Here is a 15,294-nt window from a genome sequence, read left to right on the forward strand (position 1 = left end):
TCAGCCCGTGGAGGCCACCTCCGTGCCCGTGTCCTGGTCGCCCGCCGGCGGCGGCGCCTGCGGGGCCGTGACGACCATGGCCGCGGCCGCGGCCGTCGCCGCCGTCCAGCCGCCGGCCGGCATGGTCGCCACCGCTCGCCACCACAGCGCCGACGGCACCGTCTCGGCGGTCGGCTGGCCTGCCTCGTCCGGCTGTACAGCGCCCACGGCTACGATCAGCGCTGACAGGTGCCGACAGCCAGTTCCTTGCCCTCGACCGCACGATGCACGGTGTCACCGGTAGGCCTGCCGTGCAGGGTGAGCGGCTCGGACAGGGCGTACAGGCGGAGGAAGTAGCGGTGTCGGGTCGTGTCCCGGCGGCGGCAGGCCCACCCCAGCCCACGCGCCCGAAGTCATTGGGCCACGGCAGTCCGCCTGGAGGTCTGGTCACCGGCATCGCCCCAGGGGCCACTCTCCGCGGGGTGCCCCGTCCAGGGGCTCGCAGCACACCGTCGCGCCCTTCGGGCGGGACACTCTCCAGCATCCGGGCGACCTCGGCAAGGTCGTCCCCGATCGACGTCACCGCTCGCCCGCGAGGTCGAGATCGCCGCTGCGCGGCTCGGCAACGACCTCGGCGGACCGGGTACGGCGCCACGGATGCGCGATCGGATGGGACACGGTCCGCCACCACGGCTCCCCCGGCAGCTTGCCCGCAGCCTCGAACGGCTCGCCGGGACGAGGGAACGCCGCCACCTTCCTCGGCCGCGTCCTTCGTCCACTCCCCCGGCTCCGCCCGCGGGGGCCTCCCTCTTACGGAACGTCACGCTCCGTGTCAGCGGGAGGGCGCCACCTCCGTGCCCGAGTCCTGGTCGCCCGCCGGCGGCGGCGTCTGCGGGGCCGTGACGACCGTGGCCGTGGCCGCGGCTGCGTCCGTCGCCGCCGTCCAGCCGCCGGCCGGCATGGTCGCCACCGCGCGCCACCACAGCGCCGACGGCACGGTCTCGGCGGTCGGCTCGAAGGGCTCGCCCGGGCGGGGCAGCGCGACGGCCGCACCGGCACCCGCCGCTGCCGCGACGGTGCCCTCCGCGGGCTCGGCCCACGGGTGCGGCGCCAGGTTGAACGTGCCCCAGTGGATCGGGAGCATCACGCCGGACCGCGTACCGCCCTGGAGGTCCAGGTGGGCCCGCATGCCCTCGGCCGGTGTCATGTGGATGTCGGGCCAGTACTCGGAGTAGGCACCGATCTGGATCATGGTCGCGTCGAACGGCCCGTGCTCCGCCCCGATGTCCTTGAAGCCGGGGAAGTATCCCGTGTCGCCGCTGTGGTAGATCCGGTGCTCGGGGCCCGCCACCGCCCAGGAGGCCCAGAGGGTGTGCTGCTGGTTGCGCAGCCCGCGCCCGCAGAAGTGGCGGGCGGGCGTGGCGGTCAGCCGGATGCCGTGGACCTCGGTCGACTCGTTCCAGTCCAGCTCGCGTAGCCGGTCCGGGGCCACGCCCCAGCGCTCCAGGTGGGCGCCCACACCGAGCGGGACCGCGAAGACGGTTCCGGTGCCGGCGAGGGCCCTGATGGTGGGAAGGTCGAGATGGTCGTAGTGGTCGTGGGAGATCACGACGACGTCCACCGTGCCGAGGGCCGCCAGCGGTGCGGGCACCGGGTGCAGCCGCTTGGGACCGGCGAAGGTGAAGGGGGAGCAGCGCTCGCCCCAGACGGGGTCGAACAGGACGCGGCGGCCGTCGATCTCCGCCAGAACGCTGGAGTGGCCCATCCAGGTCAGCCGCAGCCCGGAGGCGGGCGGTGCGGCCAGGTCCGCGACGGTGGTGGGGTGCACGGGCACGTGACCGACCGGGGTCCGGCGGGCCCGCGCCTCCTTCTGGAAGTAGATCTTGGCGAATTCGACCATGGAACCGCCGGAGGGCCTGGTGCGCGCGTCCGCCGGGTTGCGGAAGACGCCTTCGGCGAAGTTCGGGGAGCGGCGGATTCGCGCCATCCGCTCTCCTGCCGGGTCGGCTCCGAAGGCGGCCGGTCTGAGCGCACGCAGCCGGGATCGCAGCGAGTGGGGGGAACCAGCGCCGGTCACGACACCTCCAGATGATCGGGGCATTTCTCATTATGTGCGGGCGCGCACGGCACGCGGGGTCTCCTGCGCTGCGTCCGATCCGTCACGACCGGGCAACGCGCACCCCGGCGCCGGTGTTCCTGGCCCCTCTCCCCCAAGGGCCCGCCCGGCGTGATGTCACATCCGGCGACGGCCGTCCGTCGTACCGGTGAAAGGACACCGCAGAGGCCCGTACGACATGTGCGACGCCTCGTACGACCCGCCCCAGGAGGCCCGTCATGCCCCGCATCTCCCTCGCACCGCGCCGCTCCCTGTTCCTGCGGGTCACCGAGTGGTACACCCGGCGCACGTACGGCAAGGCCCTCGACCCGGTGCGGGCGCTGGGACACAACCGGCGGGTGCTGTTCACCGACCTCCGGCTGGAGATGTCGGTCGCCAAGTGGAAGGCCCTCGACGCGGACCTCAAGGCACTGGCCACGATGGCGTCGGCGGCGTCGATCGGCTGCAGCTGGTGCCTGGACTTCGGTCACTGGGCGAACCGAACGCGCGGGATGGAGGCGGGCAAGCTGCGCGACGTCCCCGTCTGGCGCGAGAGCGAGCTCTACTCCCCGCTGGAGCGGGACGTCATGGAGTACGCCGAGGCGATGACCGCCAATCCGCCCGAGGTCACCGACGAGCTCGCGGGGCGGCTGCTGACGGCGCTGGGCGAGGAGGCGTTCGTGGAGCTGACGGCGATGGTGGCGGTGGAGAACCTGCGCTCCCGCCTGAACTCGGCGCTCGGCCTGACCAGCCAGGGCTTCAAGGACCACTGCGAGATCCCGGCCGCGGCCGGGTCGGCCGGAGCCGCAGGGTCTGCCGCCGGCACGGTGGCCTGAGCCGCGGGGCCCCCGGCCCCCGGCGCCGCCCCGCGGAGACTCCCTCCGGCGGAGGCGGGGTGCCAGTCAAGATCCGCTGTGTAGGGTGACGCCGTGGCCAGGATTCGGTTGAGCGTGTCGGAGCGGCGTGAGGAACTCCTGAACGCGGCTGTCGAGCAGATCGAGCAACGCGGTGTGGCGGCCGTGCGGATCGCCGATGTCGCCTCGTCCCTCGGAGTCTCCAGCGCCCTGGTGCTCTACCACTTCTCGTCCAAGGAACAGCTCGTCGCGGCGGCGTTCACGCACGCCGCCGACGCCGATCTCGCGCATCTGCGCAAGCTCCTCGGCCGGCGCACCTCCGCGGTGCGCCGGCTGCGGGCGGCCGTGCGCTGGTACGCGCCGACCGGGCAGGCCAAGGGCTGGCGGCTGTGGATCGACGCCTGGGCCGCTTCGCTGCGCGATCCGGCCCTGCGCGAGGTCGCCCGCGCCCTGGACCAGCAGTGGAAGGCGGCGCTGACCGAGGTGATCGCGGAGGGCGCGGCGGCCGGGGAGTTCTCGTGCGAGGACCCGGCGGCGGCGGCCTGGCGTCTGACGGCGTTCCTCGACGGGCTCGCCGTTCAGATGACCTCGTACGCGGGCTCGTTGACGCGCGCGGCGATGCTGCAGTGGACGGACGAGGCGCTGGCCCGCGAGCTGGGCGTGGACCGCGAGGCTCTCACGGCCACCGCCCGCTGAGTCTCGGACAAGGACGAACAAGGACGAACCCTGTGCGCGACACGACGCCCGGGGCTCGGCTCCGGGCGTCGTGTCGCCTCGTGTCACAGCGGCAGCAGGTCCGGCCGCTTGGCCGCCACGTGGTCGCCGGAGCTCTCGCCCCGCAGCCGCCTCCCGATCCACGGCACCAGGTACTCGCGTGCCCAGTGGATGTCGTCGCGCCGCACCTCCAAGGCGCCGCGCGGCGGGAGCGGCGGCCAGGGCTGGTCCGGGTCGGCGGGCACGTCGAGGCCGAGCACCTGGGCGGCGCGCAGGGCGACTCGGGTGTGGCCCTCGGGTGACAGGTGCAGCCGGTCCGCGTCCCAGGCCCGGCGGTCCTGCACGGACTTGAGCGACCACAGGTCGAGGACGGGGCAGTCGTAGCGGTCCGCGATGGCCCGCACATGCGCGGTATACGTGGCGATCTTGCCGCGCAGATGGCGCAGGACCGGCACGTCCCGGGTGTCGAATCCGGTGGTCACCATGACGGTGCCGACCGCGCTCTTGAGGTCGGCGACGGCCCGCTCGAACCGCTCGGCCACGTCGTCCGGGTCGCTGCCCGGCCGGATGATGTCGTTGCCTCCCGCGCAGAACGTCACCAGGTCGGGGGCGAGTTGCCTGGCCCTCGGGACCTGCTCGTCGACGATCTGGTCGAGGAGGCGGCCGCGAACGGCGAGGTTGGCGTACCGGAAGGTGTGTTCCGGCGTCAGGTCGGCGAGCAGCACCGCGAACCGGTCCGCCCAGCCGACGTACGTCCCGTCGGGACCGGGGTCTCCCACGCCCTCGGTGAAGCTGTCACCGATCGCTGCGTACGACCCGAATGCGCCCTTGTTCTCTGTTCTCGAATCGTCTGCCACGGGAGCACATCTTTCCTTTACGGATGTGACCTACGCGACCGTAAGGAGGGGTTGACGGGAGGTGATCTTTGCCACCGGTCAAGTTTCCGCCAAGCCGGAATACGCGGAATCCCCCGCTCCGCCGCCGGACGGAACGAGGGATGCGCGATTGACTGTGCGTCAGAGAGAGACGCCGTGCTGACGCAGGTAGGCCAGCGGGTCGATGTCCGAGCCGTACGAGGGGCTGGTACGGATCTCGAAGTGCAGGTGCGGACCGGTGGAGTTGCCGGTGGAACCGGACAGACCGATCTGCTCGCCGCCGGAGACGCTCTGACCGCTGGAGACGCCGAGCGAGGAGAGGTGGGCGTACTGCGAGTAGGTGCCGTCGGAGTGCTGGATGACGACCTCGTTGCCGTACGAGCCGCTCCAGCCGGCCGAGACGACCGTGCCCGGACCGACGGACTTCACGCTGGTACCGCTTCCGGCGATGAAGTCGACGCCGGTGTGGTAACCGCTGGACCACATCGCACCGGACGCGCGGTACGGCGTGGAGATCCCGCCGTCGACCGGGGCGGACCAGCCGGAGGAGGCCGGGGGGGTGGCGGCCTTCTCGGCGGGGGCCTCCTCGGCGGGCGCCTTGGCGGCGGGGGCCTCGGCGCGCGAGGCGTCGCGCGAGGAGCGGGTCTTGGACTCGGAGCGCGGCTCCGGGTCGTTCTTCGCCGTGGACTTCGCGCCGATCGTCAGCTCGAGACCCGGGTGGATCAGCGCGGGGTCCGCACCGATGGCGCGGCGGTTGTCGTTGTAGAGCTTCTTCCAGCCGCCCCGCACGTTCTGCTCGTCGGCGATCTTGGCGAGGTAGTCGCCGGCGACGACGGTGTACGTCTTCGGGGCCTTCTTGGCGGCCGGAGCGGCGGCGACGGAGACCGGGGCCGAGACGGCCTTCTCGGGAGCGGCGGCGGGAGTCGCGGCGTTGGCGCCGGTCGCGCCGAGCAGCGGCATGGCTATGGCGGCGCTGCCCGTACCGGCGACGACGAAGCCGCGGGTGATGGGGTTGGCCTTGGGACGGCGGTGCTTACCTTTTCCGGGCATGGCGCATTCCTCTCCGGCGCCTGCGAGGTGAGCTGTCGGGTTCGGGCTGGAGATGCCCGTTCGCGCTGGTTGCACGAATTAACCCCGAGCCGTCCGAATTTTCCGGATACGGCGTACTACCTGGGTCCCCCGCTCCTGCCACACGTGGGTGAGTTCGAGCTCCGGTCGGCGGCAGGATTAGGCGGTCCGTCCGGATTGAGCGTGACCGTAGGCGAGTACACCGGACGGGAACAAGCCGCGATTTCCCCCGATCTTTCGCGGCCGCGACATGCGGGACGCTTTCCTCGTCACCCTCCGTGGACCAGAGCGGGTCAATTCCCTTTCCGGCAAGCGAATTGACGCGGGAAAACCGGGCACGTTCCGTCACGGATATGATCCTGCTCACGGGCCGCGACCCATCTCCCCCGTAGTCGGGGCACGTTAGCCGCAAAGGCTCAATTCGGACAGAAGATGCAAATGATCGCCTAAGCGTCTACTTGTGCATCAACCACGGTGCACAACGCCCGATTTCGCCCTCTGTGGCCGTACGGCGAACGGCGAGGCCCTTGGCCGCCCGCTTCCGGTCACCCTGAATTCATCCGGCCGGCTTCGGCGGAATCGCGCTCCGAAAGACCGCATTTCCCTTTCCCGCAAAGGGAATCCGCCCCGGCGGCCATACGCATCGGAACGTGATCGCGGCACCCCGATTTCACCCGGGGCCGACGTGGGCGGCCGGCAGACGAACTCCGGCCCGGGCGCCCAGCCTCGGTCACCACCGCGTGGCCGACCGCTCCGCCGCCTCCCCCGCGGCCCCGCAACCGCACACCGACTGAGATGATTGGCCGATGAACGTGTGCCGTATCGTCGGATCGCGCCCTCGTCGGCGACCGGCGCCGACGGCCGTCACCTGAAGGAGACCACGTGACGCAGCAGCTGCCGCAGGCCCCGTCGACCGAACCCCGGCTGGCCGGAGTGCGAAACTTCCGGGACGTGGGCGGGCTGCCGACCGTGGACGGCGGGCGCGTGCGGCACGGCAGGCTCTATCGCAGCGGACACCTCGCGCACGCGACCGCGAGCGACGCCACCTTTCTCGCGTCCCTCGGGCTGCACACGATCTTCGACTTCCGCAATGCGGCGGACCAGCGGCTGGAGGGCCCGGACGTCGAGCTTCCGGGCGTGCGCAATGTCAACCTGCCGCTGAGCGACCCGGCCGACGGTGCCGAGTTCTGGAAGATGGTCCGGGACGGCAACCTCGACGAGCTGAAGTCGATCCTGGCCGACGGCAAGGGTGCCGCCCGCATGATCGCCTCCTACCGGCTGATCATCAAGGAGCGCACCGCCGAGCACAGCCGCGTCCTGCACGCACTGGCCGAGGACAGCGTCCCGGCGCTGATGCACTGCGCGGCAGGCAAGGACCGCGCCGGTCTGTCGATCGCGGTGACCCTGCTGGCCGTCGGCGTGGAGCGCGAGGCGATCGAGGCGGACTACCTGAAGTCCAACGACCCGCACCGCCGCTACAAGGTCAAGCGCGGCGACGACTCTCCCGAGGCCATGTCCGACGAGGTCATGGAGCTGCTGAGCCCGCTCTTCGACGCGCGCGCCACGTACCTGTCCGCCGCGTTCGAGACGATCGAGGAGACCTGGGGCGGCACCGATCAGTACCTGGTGAAGGGTCTCGGGCTCTCCGACCGGACCCGTGAGCTGCTGCGCGAACGGCTCGTCGAGAACGGCTGAGCCCTTGCCGGCAGGGCGCCTACTGGTTCTGGCCGCCCACCAGGAACAGCAGGTAGAGGAATGCGGCGACGAGGTGCCCCGCCACGAGGTAGGCGAACAGCCGGATGACCAGGCCGCGCGGGAAGCGGTCCTCGCGCCTGTTCTCGGGTGTGTCCGGCAGGGGCTTGTCCAGGGGGTCCCACATGGGCGTGATCACAACCTTCGGGGTCAGGCGTGCGGGTGCGGATCGGGGCTCTGCAGCAGGGTGTGCACGAAGAGCAGCTCCGCGCCCTCGGGCGTGGCGGCCGCGATGCGGTGCGGTGTGAGCGAGTCGAAGTGCGCGCTGTCGCCGGGCGCCAGCTCGTGGACGGCGTCGCCGAGGCCGAGGCGCAGTCGTCCGTCGACGACGTACAGCCATTCCTCGCCCGGGTGCACCCGGACCAGATCGCCCTGGGCCCCGTAAGGGACGACCACCCGCAGGGCCTGCATGGCCCGGCCCGGCGCGCCGACCTGGTGGTACGTCCAGCCGTCGGCGGTCGCGGGCTCGCGGCGGCCGGCCCGGATGACGGGCTCGCGCTCGGGCGGGAGCTCGCCGAGGACCTCGGCGACCGTCGTACCGTAGATCCTGGCGAGGGCGAGGAGCATCGGCAGCGAGGGCTGGCGGTTCCCCGTCTCCAGCCGGGAGAGATGGGCCGGGGAGAGCCCGGCGCGCTGGGCGGCGGCCTCAAGGGTCAGCCCGCGGCGGCGGCGCAGATCGCGCAGCCGGGGCGCGACGTGGTGCAGCCCCTCGCCCGACGGTGCGGCGGAAGTGGTCATGCGTCCATTGCGCCAGGCCCTTGCCCGAGAGGCAAATTTCTTGCCTCACAGGCAAACCGGCGCAGGGCGGTGCGGCGGCTCAGCGGTTGACCATGGCCTGCTTCACCAGCGTCTTGCCGAAGTCCCACATCAATGTGCCGCCGTTGTGGGCGTCGTCCATCACCGCCGTGAACGCCTCCACGAACCGGTCGACCTCGCGCTCGCCGATGATCAGCGGCGGGATCAGCTTGATCACTTCCATGTGGTCGCCGGAGACCTGGGTCAGGATCCGGTGCCTCTGGAGCAGCGGTGCGACGACCATCTGCGCGAACAGACCCTTCCGGGCAGCCTGCAGCATGGCCCACCGGCTGCGCAGCCGCATCGATTCCGGGCGCCCGAATTCGATGCCGATCATCAGGCCCCGGCCGCGGACCTCCCGCAGCATCTCGTAGCGGTCCACGAGCGCGGCGAGCCGCGCCCGCAGCAGCTCGCCCGTCACCCGGGCGTTCGCCACGACCTGCTCGTCCTCCAGCACCGACAGGACGGCGAGGCCGGCGACCATCGCCTGGGCGTTGGCACCGAAGCTGGCGGAGTGCACCAGCACCCGGTCGAGGGACGAGTAGACCTTCTTGAAGATCCAGTCCTTGCCGAGCGTCGCCCCGACCGGGACGTAGCCGCCGGACAGGGCCTTGGCCACGCAGATCATGTCGGGCTCGACGCCCGCCTCGTACTGGAAGGCGTAGAAGTCGCCGGTGCGCCCGAGGCCGGTCTGCACCTCGTCGGCGATCAGGAGCGCCTTGTGCCGGTGCAGAAGCTCCTGGGCGGCCCGCAGGAATCCCGGCGGGCTCGGCAACACCCCCTTGCCCTGGACGGGCTCGACGATCAGAGCCGCGACGTCGCCGCTCTGCAACTCGCGCTCCAGGGCGTCCAGGTCACCGAGTTCGATCGACGTGTCGGGCAGCAGCGGGTCGAAGCCCTGCCGGAACCCGGCCTCGCCGTTGACGGACAGGGAGCCCGTCGTCAGACCGTGGAAGGCGTGCGTGCAGTACAGCATCCTCGACCGGCCGGTGGCGTAGCGGGCGAACTTCAGAGCCGTCTCCACCGCCTCCGTCCCGCTGTTGCCGAAGAACACGCGGTCCAGGTGCGGGGTGTGGGCGAGCAGCTTCTCCGCGAGCAGACCGGGCAGCGGAGGGCAGTCGAAGCGGGTGAGGTCCGGGAGGGAGGCGTCGAGCACGTCGTGCAGCGCCTTGCGGACGACCGGGTGGTGGCGGCCCAGGCCCATGACGCCGAACCCGGCGAGCATGTCCAGGTAGTCGTTGCCGTCGGCGTCCCAGAAGTACGCGCCCTCGGCCCGCTCGTAGATCTTGTCGAAGCCGATGGTGTGCAGCATGCGCGGAAGCTGGTGGTTGAGGTGGCGGCCGTGCAGTTCGTAGCGTTCGGCCCCGCGCCGGGCCAGCAGTGTCGCCAGGTCGAAGCCCTTGGATGCCTCGGTCATCGCTCAGTTCTCCTTGCCTGGGTCCTCGGCGGGCCGGTCCTCGGCTGCCATGGCGGCACTGATCGCTCCCGCGATCTCCACCGGTGTGAGGCCGATGTCGGCCAGTACCTCGCCGCGCTTGCCGTGCGCGAGGAACTGCTCGGGGATGCCGAAGGTCCGCAGCGGCACGTCGGCTCCCGCGTCGCGCAGCGCCTGGCCGATCGCCCAGCCGACGCCGCCGCTGCGGCTGTTGTCCTCCACGACGGCGACCAGCCGGTGGCGGGCGGCGAGGGGCGGCAGCTGTGCGTCGACGGGCTTGACCCAGCGGGGATCGACGACGGTGCAGCGGATTCCGCGATCGCGCAGCAGTTCGGCCGTGCCCAGGCACACTCCCGCGAGCGCTCCCACGGACACCAGGAGCACGTCGGCGTCCTCGTCGCGGTGCAGGACGTCCATCCCGCCGATACGGCCCGTCGCCTCGATCGCCTCGCCCGCCGACTCCTTGGGGAAGCGGACCACGGTCGGGGCGTCGTCGACCTCGACGGCCTCCCGCAGTTCCTCGCGCAGCCGGTCGGCGTCGCGCGGGGCGGCGATCCGCAGGCCGGGCACGACCTGGAGGACCGACATGTCCCACATGCCGTTGTGGGAGGCGCCGTCGGTGCCGGTGACGCCGGCCCGGTCGAGGACGAAGGTCACACCGCACTTGTGCAGAGCCACGTCCATGAGGACCTGGTCGAAGGCGCGGTTCAGGAACGTCGCGTACACCGCGACGACCGGGTGCAGACCACCGGTGGCGAGGCCCGCCGCGGACACCGCGGCGTGCTGCTCGGCGATGCCCACGTCCCACACCCGGTCGGGGAAGCGCTCGGCGAAGGCGGTCAGACCGACGGGGTGGAGCATCGCCGCCGTGACGGCCACGACGTCCGGCCGTTCGGCCCCGATCGCGGCGATCTCCTCCCCGAAGACGGAGGTCCACGACGGCCCCGGGGCGGCCGCGAGGGGCGTGCAGGTCGACGCGTCCATGGTGCCGACGCTGTGGAAGCGGTCGGCCTCGTCGTCGAGTGCCGGCTGGTAGCCGCGGCCCTTCTCGGTGAGGCAGTGCACGATGACGGGGCCGTGGAAGCACTTGGCACGGGCGAGTGCCGACTCGACGGCGGCGCTGTCGTGGCCGTCGATCGGGCCGACGTACTTCAGCCCGAGGTCCTCGAACATGCCCTGCGGGGCGACGAAGTCCTTGAACCCCTTCTTCGCGCCGTGGAGCGATCCGTAGAGGGCCCGGCCGATGACCGGGGTGCTCTGCAGGATGTCCTTGCCGCGGGCGAGGAAGCGTTCGTAGCCGTCGGTGGTGCGCAGGGTTGCCAGGTGGTTGGCGAGGCCGCCGATGGTGGGGGCGTAGGAGCGCTCGTTGTCGTTGACGACGATGACGAGCGGGCGGTCCTTGGCCGCGGCGATGTTGTTGAGCGCCTCCCAGGCCATGCCGCCGGTGAGCGCGCCGTCGCCGATGACGGCCACGACGTGGTCGTCCTTCTTCAGGACCTGGTTGGCCTTGGCGAGACCGTCGGCCCAGCCGAGGACGGTGGAGGCGTGCGAGTTCTCGATGACGTCGTGGTCCGACTCCTCACGGGACGGGTAGCCCGACAGGCCCCCCTTGCCGCGCAGTTTCGAGAAGTCCTGGCGCCCGGTCAGCAGCTTGTGCACGTAGCTCTGGTGGCCGGTGTCCCACAGGATCCGGTCTCTCGGGGAGTCGAAGACACGGTGGAGCGCGATCGTCAGCTCGACCACTCCGAGGTTCGGGCCGAGGTGGCCCCCGGTCCGTGCCACCGCCTGGATCAGGAACTCGCGGATATCGGTGGCCAGTTGGTCGAGTTCGCGCCTGGTCAGGGCCGAAAGGTCCCGCGGCCCTCGGATGTGTTCGAGAATCGTCATGTCTGCCCCCTTCGTATGCTGGACGACTCCGGGCCGCGGCGGCGGCCGGTCCCAGGGACCGGCGCTCGCCGCCGCCGTCGGATCACCGGCTGCCGCTGACCGTCTCGCGGGCCGCGCGCAGGGACTCCTTGAGCGACCCCATGGTGGCGAGCACGGCGGTCGGTTCGTAGCCGCAGTGCGCCATGCAGTTGGCGCAGCGCGGGTCCTTGCCGCGGCCGTACTTGTCCCAGTCGGTGTCCTCGATGAGCTCGCGGTAGGTGGGGACGTAGCCGTCGCTCATCAGGTAGCAGGGGCGCTGCCAGCCGAAGAGCGAGTAGTTGGGGATGGCCCAGGCCGTGCAGGGGAAGTCGGCCTTGCCTTCGAGGAAGTCGAGGAAGAGCGGCGAGTGGTTGAGCCGCCAGCGCCGGCGGTTGCCGCCCGCGAACGCCTTCCTGAACAGCTCGCGCGTCTGCTCCACACCGAGGAAGTGCTCCTGGTCGGGCGCCTTCTCGTAGGCGTACGCGGGCGAGATCATCATCTCGTCGACCTCGAGGTCGTCGTTGAGGTAGTCCAGGACCTCGATGACGGTCTGGGCCGTGTCGGTGTTGAAGAAGGTCGAGTTGGTGGTGACGCGGAAGCCGCGGCGCTTGGCCTCCTTGATCGCCTCCACGGCCTCGTCGAACACTCCTTCCTTGGCAACCGACTCGTCGTGCCGCTCGCGCAGCCCGTCGATGTGCACGGCGAAGGCGAAGTACGGTGACGGGCTGAACTTCTCGATCTTCTTGCGCAGCAGCAGCGCGTTGGTGCACAGGAAGACGTACTTCTTGCGCGCCACCAACTGGCGGACGATCTCGTCGATCTGCGGGTGCATCAGGGGCTCGCCGCCTGCGATGGACACCATCGGAGCCCCGGACTCCAGCACCGCCCCGACCGCCTGGGCCACCGGCATCCGCTGCTTGAGCACACCGGCGGGATGCTGGATCTTTCCGCACCCTTCGCACGCGAGGTTGCAGGCGTACAACGGTTCGAGCTCGACGATGAGCGGGAACTTCTCGCGCCTGCGGAGCTTCTGTTCGAAGAGATAGGTCCCGACCCTGATGGTCTGGCGGAGCGGCATGGCCATCTGGCTCACCTCCTGGGGAGCAGCAAAGAACGGTGCCATTCGTAAAAAGCGGGAAGTACGGCACGAAGAACATGGAAAGCCGATATTCCACCGCGTACCGTGCCAATTCGGACCAGCTCGTGCTCCGGAGCATCCACGACCACCCGGACGGCCGCAACCGGGCGGGGACCGGCGCGCAGCGCGCTGCTCAGCGTGGCGGCGGACTCCATGTCGACGGCGATGGCCCCGGTGGCCTCCAGCCGGGCGCGCTCGGGCCCCCGCACCACGTGGTCGGCACCCGTCAGCAGGCCGCCGTGCACGGTGCGTCCCGGTACGGCCCTGGTCACCGCCTCGCGCAGCAGTCCGGCGGCCGTGCACGCGGTGGTGACCCCGTCGACGCGGGTCTCGTCCGCGACGACGAGGTCACCGGGGTGCATGCCCGGGGCGAGTCCCGCGCAGAAGCCGGAGGCGACGACGGCGGCTTCGCGCAGCGGGTCGCTCGCGCACGCGGCGAGCACGGCCCGTTCCGCGTTGACCGGCCCCATCCCGGTGCGCAGCACCGTGACGTCGCCGGCCCGGCCGTCCGTGTCCAGGGCCCGGACGCCGCTGCGCAGGGCAATCTTCTCGATGCCGAGCGCGCAGGCGATCAGCAGCCGTACGGCGGAACCGGCCGGCTCCGGGGGACGGCCCATCAGCCCCCCTTGCGGCTGTTCGCCCGGGCGGCGAGCGGTTCGCCCTGCACGAAGCGACCGAGCGCGGTGAGCGGGAAGACCTGCCGGTACAGGTGGTAGTTGATGGAGAAGTCCCACGGGAAACCGGTGCCGGTGAACTGCGGCTCGTCCCAGGAGCCGTCCGCGCGCTGAGTGGCGGCGAGCCAGGCGACGCCCCGCTGCGCGGCCTTGCCGTCCTGCTCCCCCGCGGCGAGCAGCGCGAGCAGCGCCCAGGCCGTCTGGGAGGCGGTGGAGGGCCCGTGCCCGATCCACTTCTTCTCCCGGTAGGAGCGCAGGTCCTCGCCCCAGCCGCCGTCCTCGTTCTGCACGGACCCCAGCCAGGAGACCGCGCGTCGGACCGCCGGGTGGGACGCAGGCAGCCCGGCGGCGATGAGCGCGGGGACCACGGACCCTGTGCCGTACAGGTAGTTGACGCCCCAGCGGCCGAACCAGGCCCCGTTCGGCTCCTGTTCGGCGAGCAGCCACTCGATCGCCCGGCGGGTCCGCGGGTGGCCCGCCTTCCCTTCGTACGCCAGCATCTCCACGACGTGCGCGGTGACGTCCGCGGACGGCGGGTCGATCACCTCACCGAAGTCGCAGAACGGCAGCCGGTTGGGGAACGGGCTGGTGTTGTCGGCGTCGAACGCGCCCCAGGCGCCGTTCCTCGACTGCATGCCGAGGCTCCAGCGGGCGCCGCGCTCGATCGCCGCATCCAGACGCTCCGGGTCGGGGTGCCTGACCCTGCGCAGGGCGAGAATGACCTCGGCGGTGTCGTCGATGTCGGGGTAGTTGTCGTTGTGGAACTCGAACGCCCAGCCGCCTGGCGTCAGCCCGGGCCTGCGCACGGACCAGTCCCCCGGCCGAACGATCTGCTCGCTGAGCATCCAGTCGGCGGCCCTGACCAGCGCCGGGTGGTCGGCGGGCAGACCCGCGTCGGCCAGCGCGACGGTGGCGAGGCAGGTGTCCCAGACCGGTGACTGGCACGCCTCGATCATGCGGACGGGCAGACCGTCCTGCTCGTACCAGACGGCGAACCGGTCCAGCGACTCCAGCCCGGCCCGCATCACGGGGTGTTCGAGGTCGTAGCCGAGCAGGTACAGCGCGATCACGGAGTACACGGCGGGGGGCTGGATGCCGCCCCAGCAGCCGTCGTTCTCCTGGCGCTCGATGATCCAGCGGGCTGCGCTGTTCATGGCGGTACGGCGGAGACGGCGGGGAGCGACCTTGTGGTACAGGTGCAGCGCCTTGTCGGCGCGCTGGAAGAATCCGTCCCAACTGGCCGCTGGTGCCAGATCCTTGACCGGGTTCGGGTTGTCCGGGTCGGTGTGCAGTTCGTCCAGCGGGAAGGGCGCCGGGCGCACGGGCCGCTTGGCGGACACGACGGTGAGCGGGACGATCGTCTGCCGCGCCCACTGGCCGAAGTCGTAGATGTTCAGCGGGAACCACTTCGGCAGGAAGATCAGTTCCGGCGGCAGCTCGGGCAGGTCCTCCCACTTCCACCAGCCGAAGAGGGCGAGCCAGATCCGGGTGAAGACGCGGCTCGCGGCAATGCCGCCCCGGCCGCGGATCCATGCCGCCGCGCGCAGCATGTGCGGGTCGTCGGGCCGGTCTCCGGCGAGCCGCAGGGCGACGTACGCCTCGACGGTGGTGGACAGTTCGCCGGGGCCGCCGTAGAACGTCGCCCAGGTGCCGTCCTCGCGCTGCTGTCCGCGCACGAAACGGGCGGACGCCTCGGTGGTCCGCTCGTCCTGGATGCCGAGGAACTGCCGCAGCAGCAGGTCCTCCGCGTCCATCGTCACATTGGTCTCGAGGTCGCCCTTCCACCAGCCCTGGTCGTCCTGGCGTTCGAGCAGATGGCCGACCGCCCGTTCCACCGCTTTCCCGGCGGCTTCGCGGATGTCCGCGGGGGCCTTCGCCCCGGTGGCCGTGGTCGCTGTGCCGTTTGCGGGGGCGGTCGAGTTGCCGGCAGCGGCAGTCGAGGCCCGCACGGGCCCGCTGCCTCCGTCGGTCGTCGCTGTCATGGCTTCCCCTTCGTTGCAGTGGTTCTCT

General features: G+C 71.3%; 15 protein-coding genes and 1 riboswitch. Of the genes, 3 read left to right on the plus strand and 12 right to left on the minus strand.

Features of this window, described 5'->3' with window-relative positions:
* The 3 genes from ACF08N_RS00615 to ACF08N_RS00625 form a co-directional block, all read right to left on the minus strand.
* On the minus strand, nucleotides 1-207 hold the full coding sequence (locus ACF08N_RS00615) for a hypothetical protein (protein WP_392322343.1): 207 nt from the start codon (nucleotides 205-207) through the stop codon (nucleotides 1-3).
* A 351-nt stretch (nucleotides 208-558) separates the two neighbouring features.
* Nucleotides 559-732: a hypothetical protein gene (locus ACF08N_RS00620; protein WP_392322344.1), complete on the minus strand. Its 174-nt coding sequence runs from the start codon at nucleotides 730-732 to the stop codon at nucleotides 559-561.
* Between the two features lie 79 nt (nucleotides 733-811).
* A complete protein-coding gene (locus ACF08N_RS00625) occupies nucleotides 812-1,966 on the minus strand; it encodes an MBL fold metallo-hydrolase (RefSeq protein WP_392322345.1) in 1,155 nt (384 codons plus the stop codon).
* A 347-nt stretch (nucleotides 1,967-2,313) separates the two neighbouring features.
* On the opposite strand from ACF08N_RS00625, the gene ACF08N_RS00630 reads away from it, so the two are divergent.
* Both ACF08N_RS00630 and ACF08N_RS00635 read left to right on the plus strand, forming a co-directional pair.
* Nucleotides 2,314-2,910 (plus strand): carboxymuconolactone decarboxylase family protein, encoded by a 597-nt coding sequence (locus tag ACF08N_RS00630; protein ID WP_392322346.1) that lies wholly within the window; start codon nucleotides 2,314-2,316, stop codon nucleotides 2,908-2,910.
* 93 nt (nucleotides 2,911-3,003) lie between these two features.
* A complete protein-coding gene (locus ACF08N_RS00635; RefSeq protein WP_392322347.1) occupies nucleotides 3,004-3,624 on the plus strand; it encodes a TetR/AcrR family transcriptional regulator in 621 nt (206 codons plus the stop codon).
* A gap of 83 nt (nucleotides 3,625-3,707) precedes the next feature.
* Here the strand turns inward: ACF08N_RS00635 and ACF08N_RS00640 are convergent, their stop codons facing one another.
* The gene (locus tag ACF08N_RS00640; protein WP_392322348.1) at nucleotides 3,708-4,499 is read right to left on the minus strand and encodes an SGNH/GDSL hydrolase family protein; all 792 of its coding nucleotides are present in this window, start codon (nucleotides 4,497-4,499) and stop codon (nucleotides 3,708-3,710) included.
* Nucleotides 4,500-4,658: 159 nt separating this feature from the next.
* Complete coding sequence (locus ACF08N_RS00645) at nucleotides 4,659-5,567, minus strand: peptidoglycan DD-metalloendopeptidase family protein (protein ID WP_392322349.1); 909 nt, start codon at nucleotides 5,565-5,567, stop codon at nucleotides 4,659-4,661.
* Between the two features lie 4 nt (nucleotides 5,568-5,571).
* Nucleotides 5,572-5,728, minus strand: a riboswitch (cyclic di-AMP (ydaO/yuaA leader).
* A 739-nt stretch (nucleotides 5,729-6,467) separates the two neighbouring features.
* Between ACF08N_RS00645 and ACF08N_RS00650 the strand changes: the two genes are divergently transcribed.
* On the plus strand, nucleotides 6,468-7,280 hold the full coding sequence (locus ACF08N_RS00650; protein ID WP_392322350.1) for a tyrosine-protein phosphatase: 813 nt from the start codon (nucleotides 6,468-6,470) through the stop codon (nucleotides 7,278-7,280).
* A 19-nt stretch (nucleotides 7,281-7,299) separates the two neighbouring features.
* Here the strand turns inward: ACF08N_RS00650 and ACF08N_RS00655 are convergent, their stop codons facing one another.
* From ACF08N_RS00655 to shc, 7 genes are all read right to left on the minus strand, one after another.
* Nucleotides 7,300-7,464: a DUF6126 family protein gene (locus ACF08N_RS00655; protein ID WP_392322351.1), complete on the minus strand. Its 165-nt coding sequence runs from the start codon at nucleotides 7,462-7,464 to the stop codon at nucleotides 7,300-7,302.
* 23 nt (nucleotides 7,465-7,487) lie between these two features.
* Nucleotides 7,488-8,075 carry a helix-turn-helix domain-containing protein gene (locus ACF08N_RS00660; RefSeq protein WP_392322352.1) on the minus strand — a complete coding sequence of 196 codons (588 nt, stop codon included), beginning with the start codon at nucleotides 8,073-8,075 and terminating at the stop codon, nucleotides 7,488-7,490.
* 79 nt (nucleotides 8,076-8,154) lie between these two features.
* On the minus strand, nucleotides 8,155-9,549 hold the full coding sequence (locus tag ACF08N_RS00665; protein WP_392322353.1) for an aspartate aminotransferase family protein: 1,395 nt from the start codon (nucleotides 9,547-9,549) through the stop codon (nucleotides 8,155-8,157).
* Between the two features lie 3 nt (nucleotides 9,550-9,552).
* A complete protein-coding gene (gene dxs, locus ACF08N_RS00670; RefSeq protein ID WP_392322354.1) occupies nucleotides 9,553-11,454 on the minus strand; it encodes a 1-deoxy-D-xylulose-5-phosphate synthase in 1,902 nt (633 codons plus the stop codon).
* An 82-nt stretch (nucleotides 11,455-11,536) separates the two neighbouring features.
* A complete protein-coding gene (gene hpnH, locus ACF08N_RS00675) occupies nucleotides 11,537-12,556 on the minus strand; it encodes an adenosyl-hopene transferase HpnH (RefSeq protein ID WP_392322355.1) in 1,020 nt (339 codons plus the stop codon).
* Nucleotides 12,557-12,561: 5 nt separating this feature from the next.
* Complete coding sequence (locus ACF08N_RS00680) at nucleotides 12,562-13,227, minus strand: 1-hydroxy-2-methyl-2-butenyl 4-diphosphate reductase (RefSeq protein WP_392322356.1); 666 nt, start codon at nucleotides 13,225-13,227, stop codon at nucleotides 12,562-12,564.
* Complete coding sequence (gene shc, locus ACF08N_RS00685; RefSeq protein WP_392322357.1) at nucleotides 13,227-15,266, minus strand: squalene--hopene cyclase; 2,040 nt, start codon at nucleotides 15,264-15,266, stop codon at nucleotides 13,227-13,229. The genes ACF08N_RS00680 and shc overlap by 1 nt, the downstream gene beginning before the upstream one ends.
* Nucleotides 15,267-15,294 lie beyond the last annotated feature (28 nt).

It is taken from the genome of Streptomyces sp. NPDC015127 (assembly GCF_043080095.1).
Classification (GTDB): Bacteria; Actinomycetota; Actinomycetes; order Streptomycetales; family Streptomycetaceae; genus Streptomyces.

What these genes read in the sequence shown, in the direction of transcription:
- ACF08N_RS00625 (WP_392322345.1), bottom strand. Translation starts at nt 1,966, where the DNA reads ATGGCGCGAATCCGCCGCTCCCCGAACTTCGCCGAAGGCGTCTTCCGC.
- ACF08N_RS00630 (WP_392322346.1), top strand. Translation starts at nt 2,314, where the DNA reads ATGCCCCGCATCTCCCTCGCACCGCGCCGCTCCCTGTTCCTGCGGGTC.
- ACF08N_RS00645 (WP_392322349.1), bottom strand. Translation starts at nt 5,567, where the DNA reads ATGCCCGGAAAAGGTAAGCACCGCCGTCCCAAGGCCAACCCCATCACC.
- ACF08N_RS00655 (WP_392322351.1), bottom strand. Translation starts at nt 7,464, where the DNA reads ATGTGGGACCCCCTGGACAAGCCCCTGCCGGACACACCCGAGAACAGG.
- ACF08N_RS00660 (WP_392322352.1), bottom strand. Translation starts at nt 8,075, where the DNA reads ATGACCACTTCCGCCGCACCGTCGGGCGAGGGGCTGCACCACGTCGCG.
- ACF08N_RS00665 (WP_392322353.1), bottom strand. Translation starts at nt 9,549, where the DNA reads ATGACCGAGGCATCCAAGGGCTTCGACCTGGCGACACTGCTGGCCCGG.
- dxs (WP_392322354.1), bottom strand. Translation starts at nt 11,454, where the DNA reads ATGACGATTCTCGAACACATCCGAGGGCCGCGGGACCTTTCGGCCCTG.
- hpnH (WP_392322355.1), bottom strand. Translation starts at nt 12,556, where the DNA reads ATGGCCATGCCGCTCCGCCAGACCATCAGGGTCGGGACCTATCTCTTC.
- ACF08N_RS00680 (WP_392322356.1), bottom strand. Translation starts at nt 13,227, where the DNA reads ATGGGCCGTCCCCCGGAGCCGGCCGGTTCCGCCGTACGGCTGCTGATC.
- shc (WP_392322357.1), bottom strand. Translation starts at nt 15,266, where the DNA reads ATGACAGCGACGACCGACGGAGGCAGCGGGCCCGTGCGGGCCTCGACT.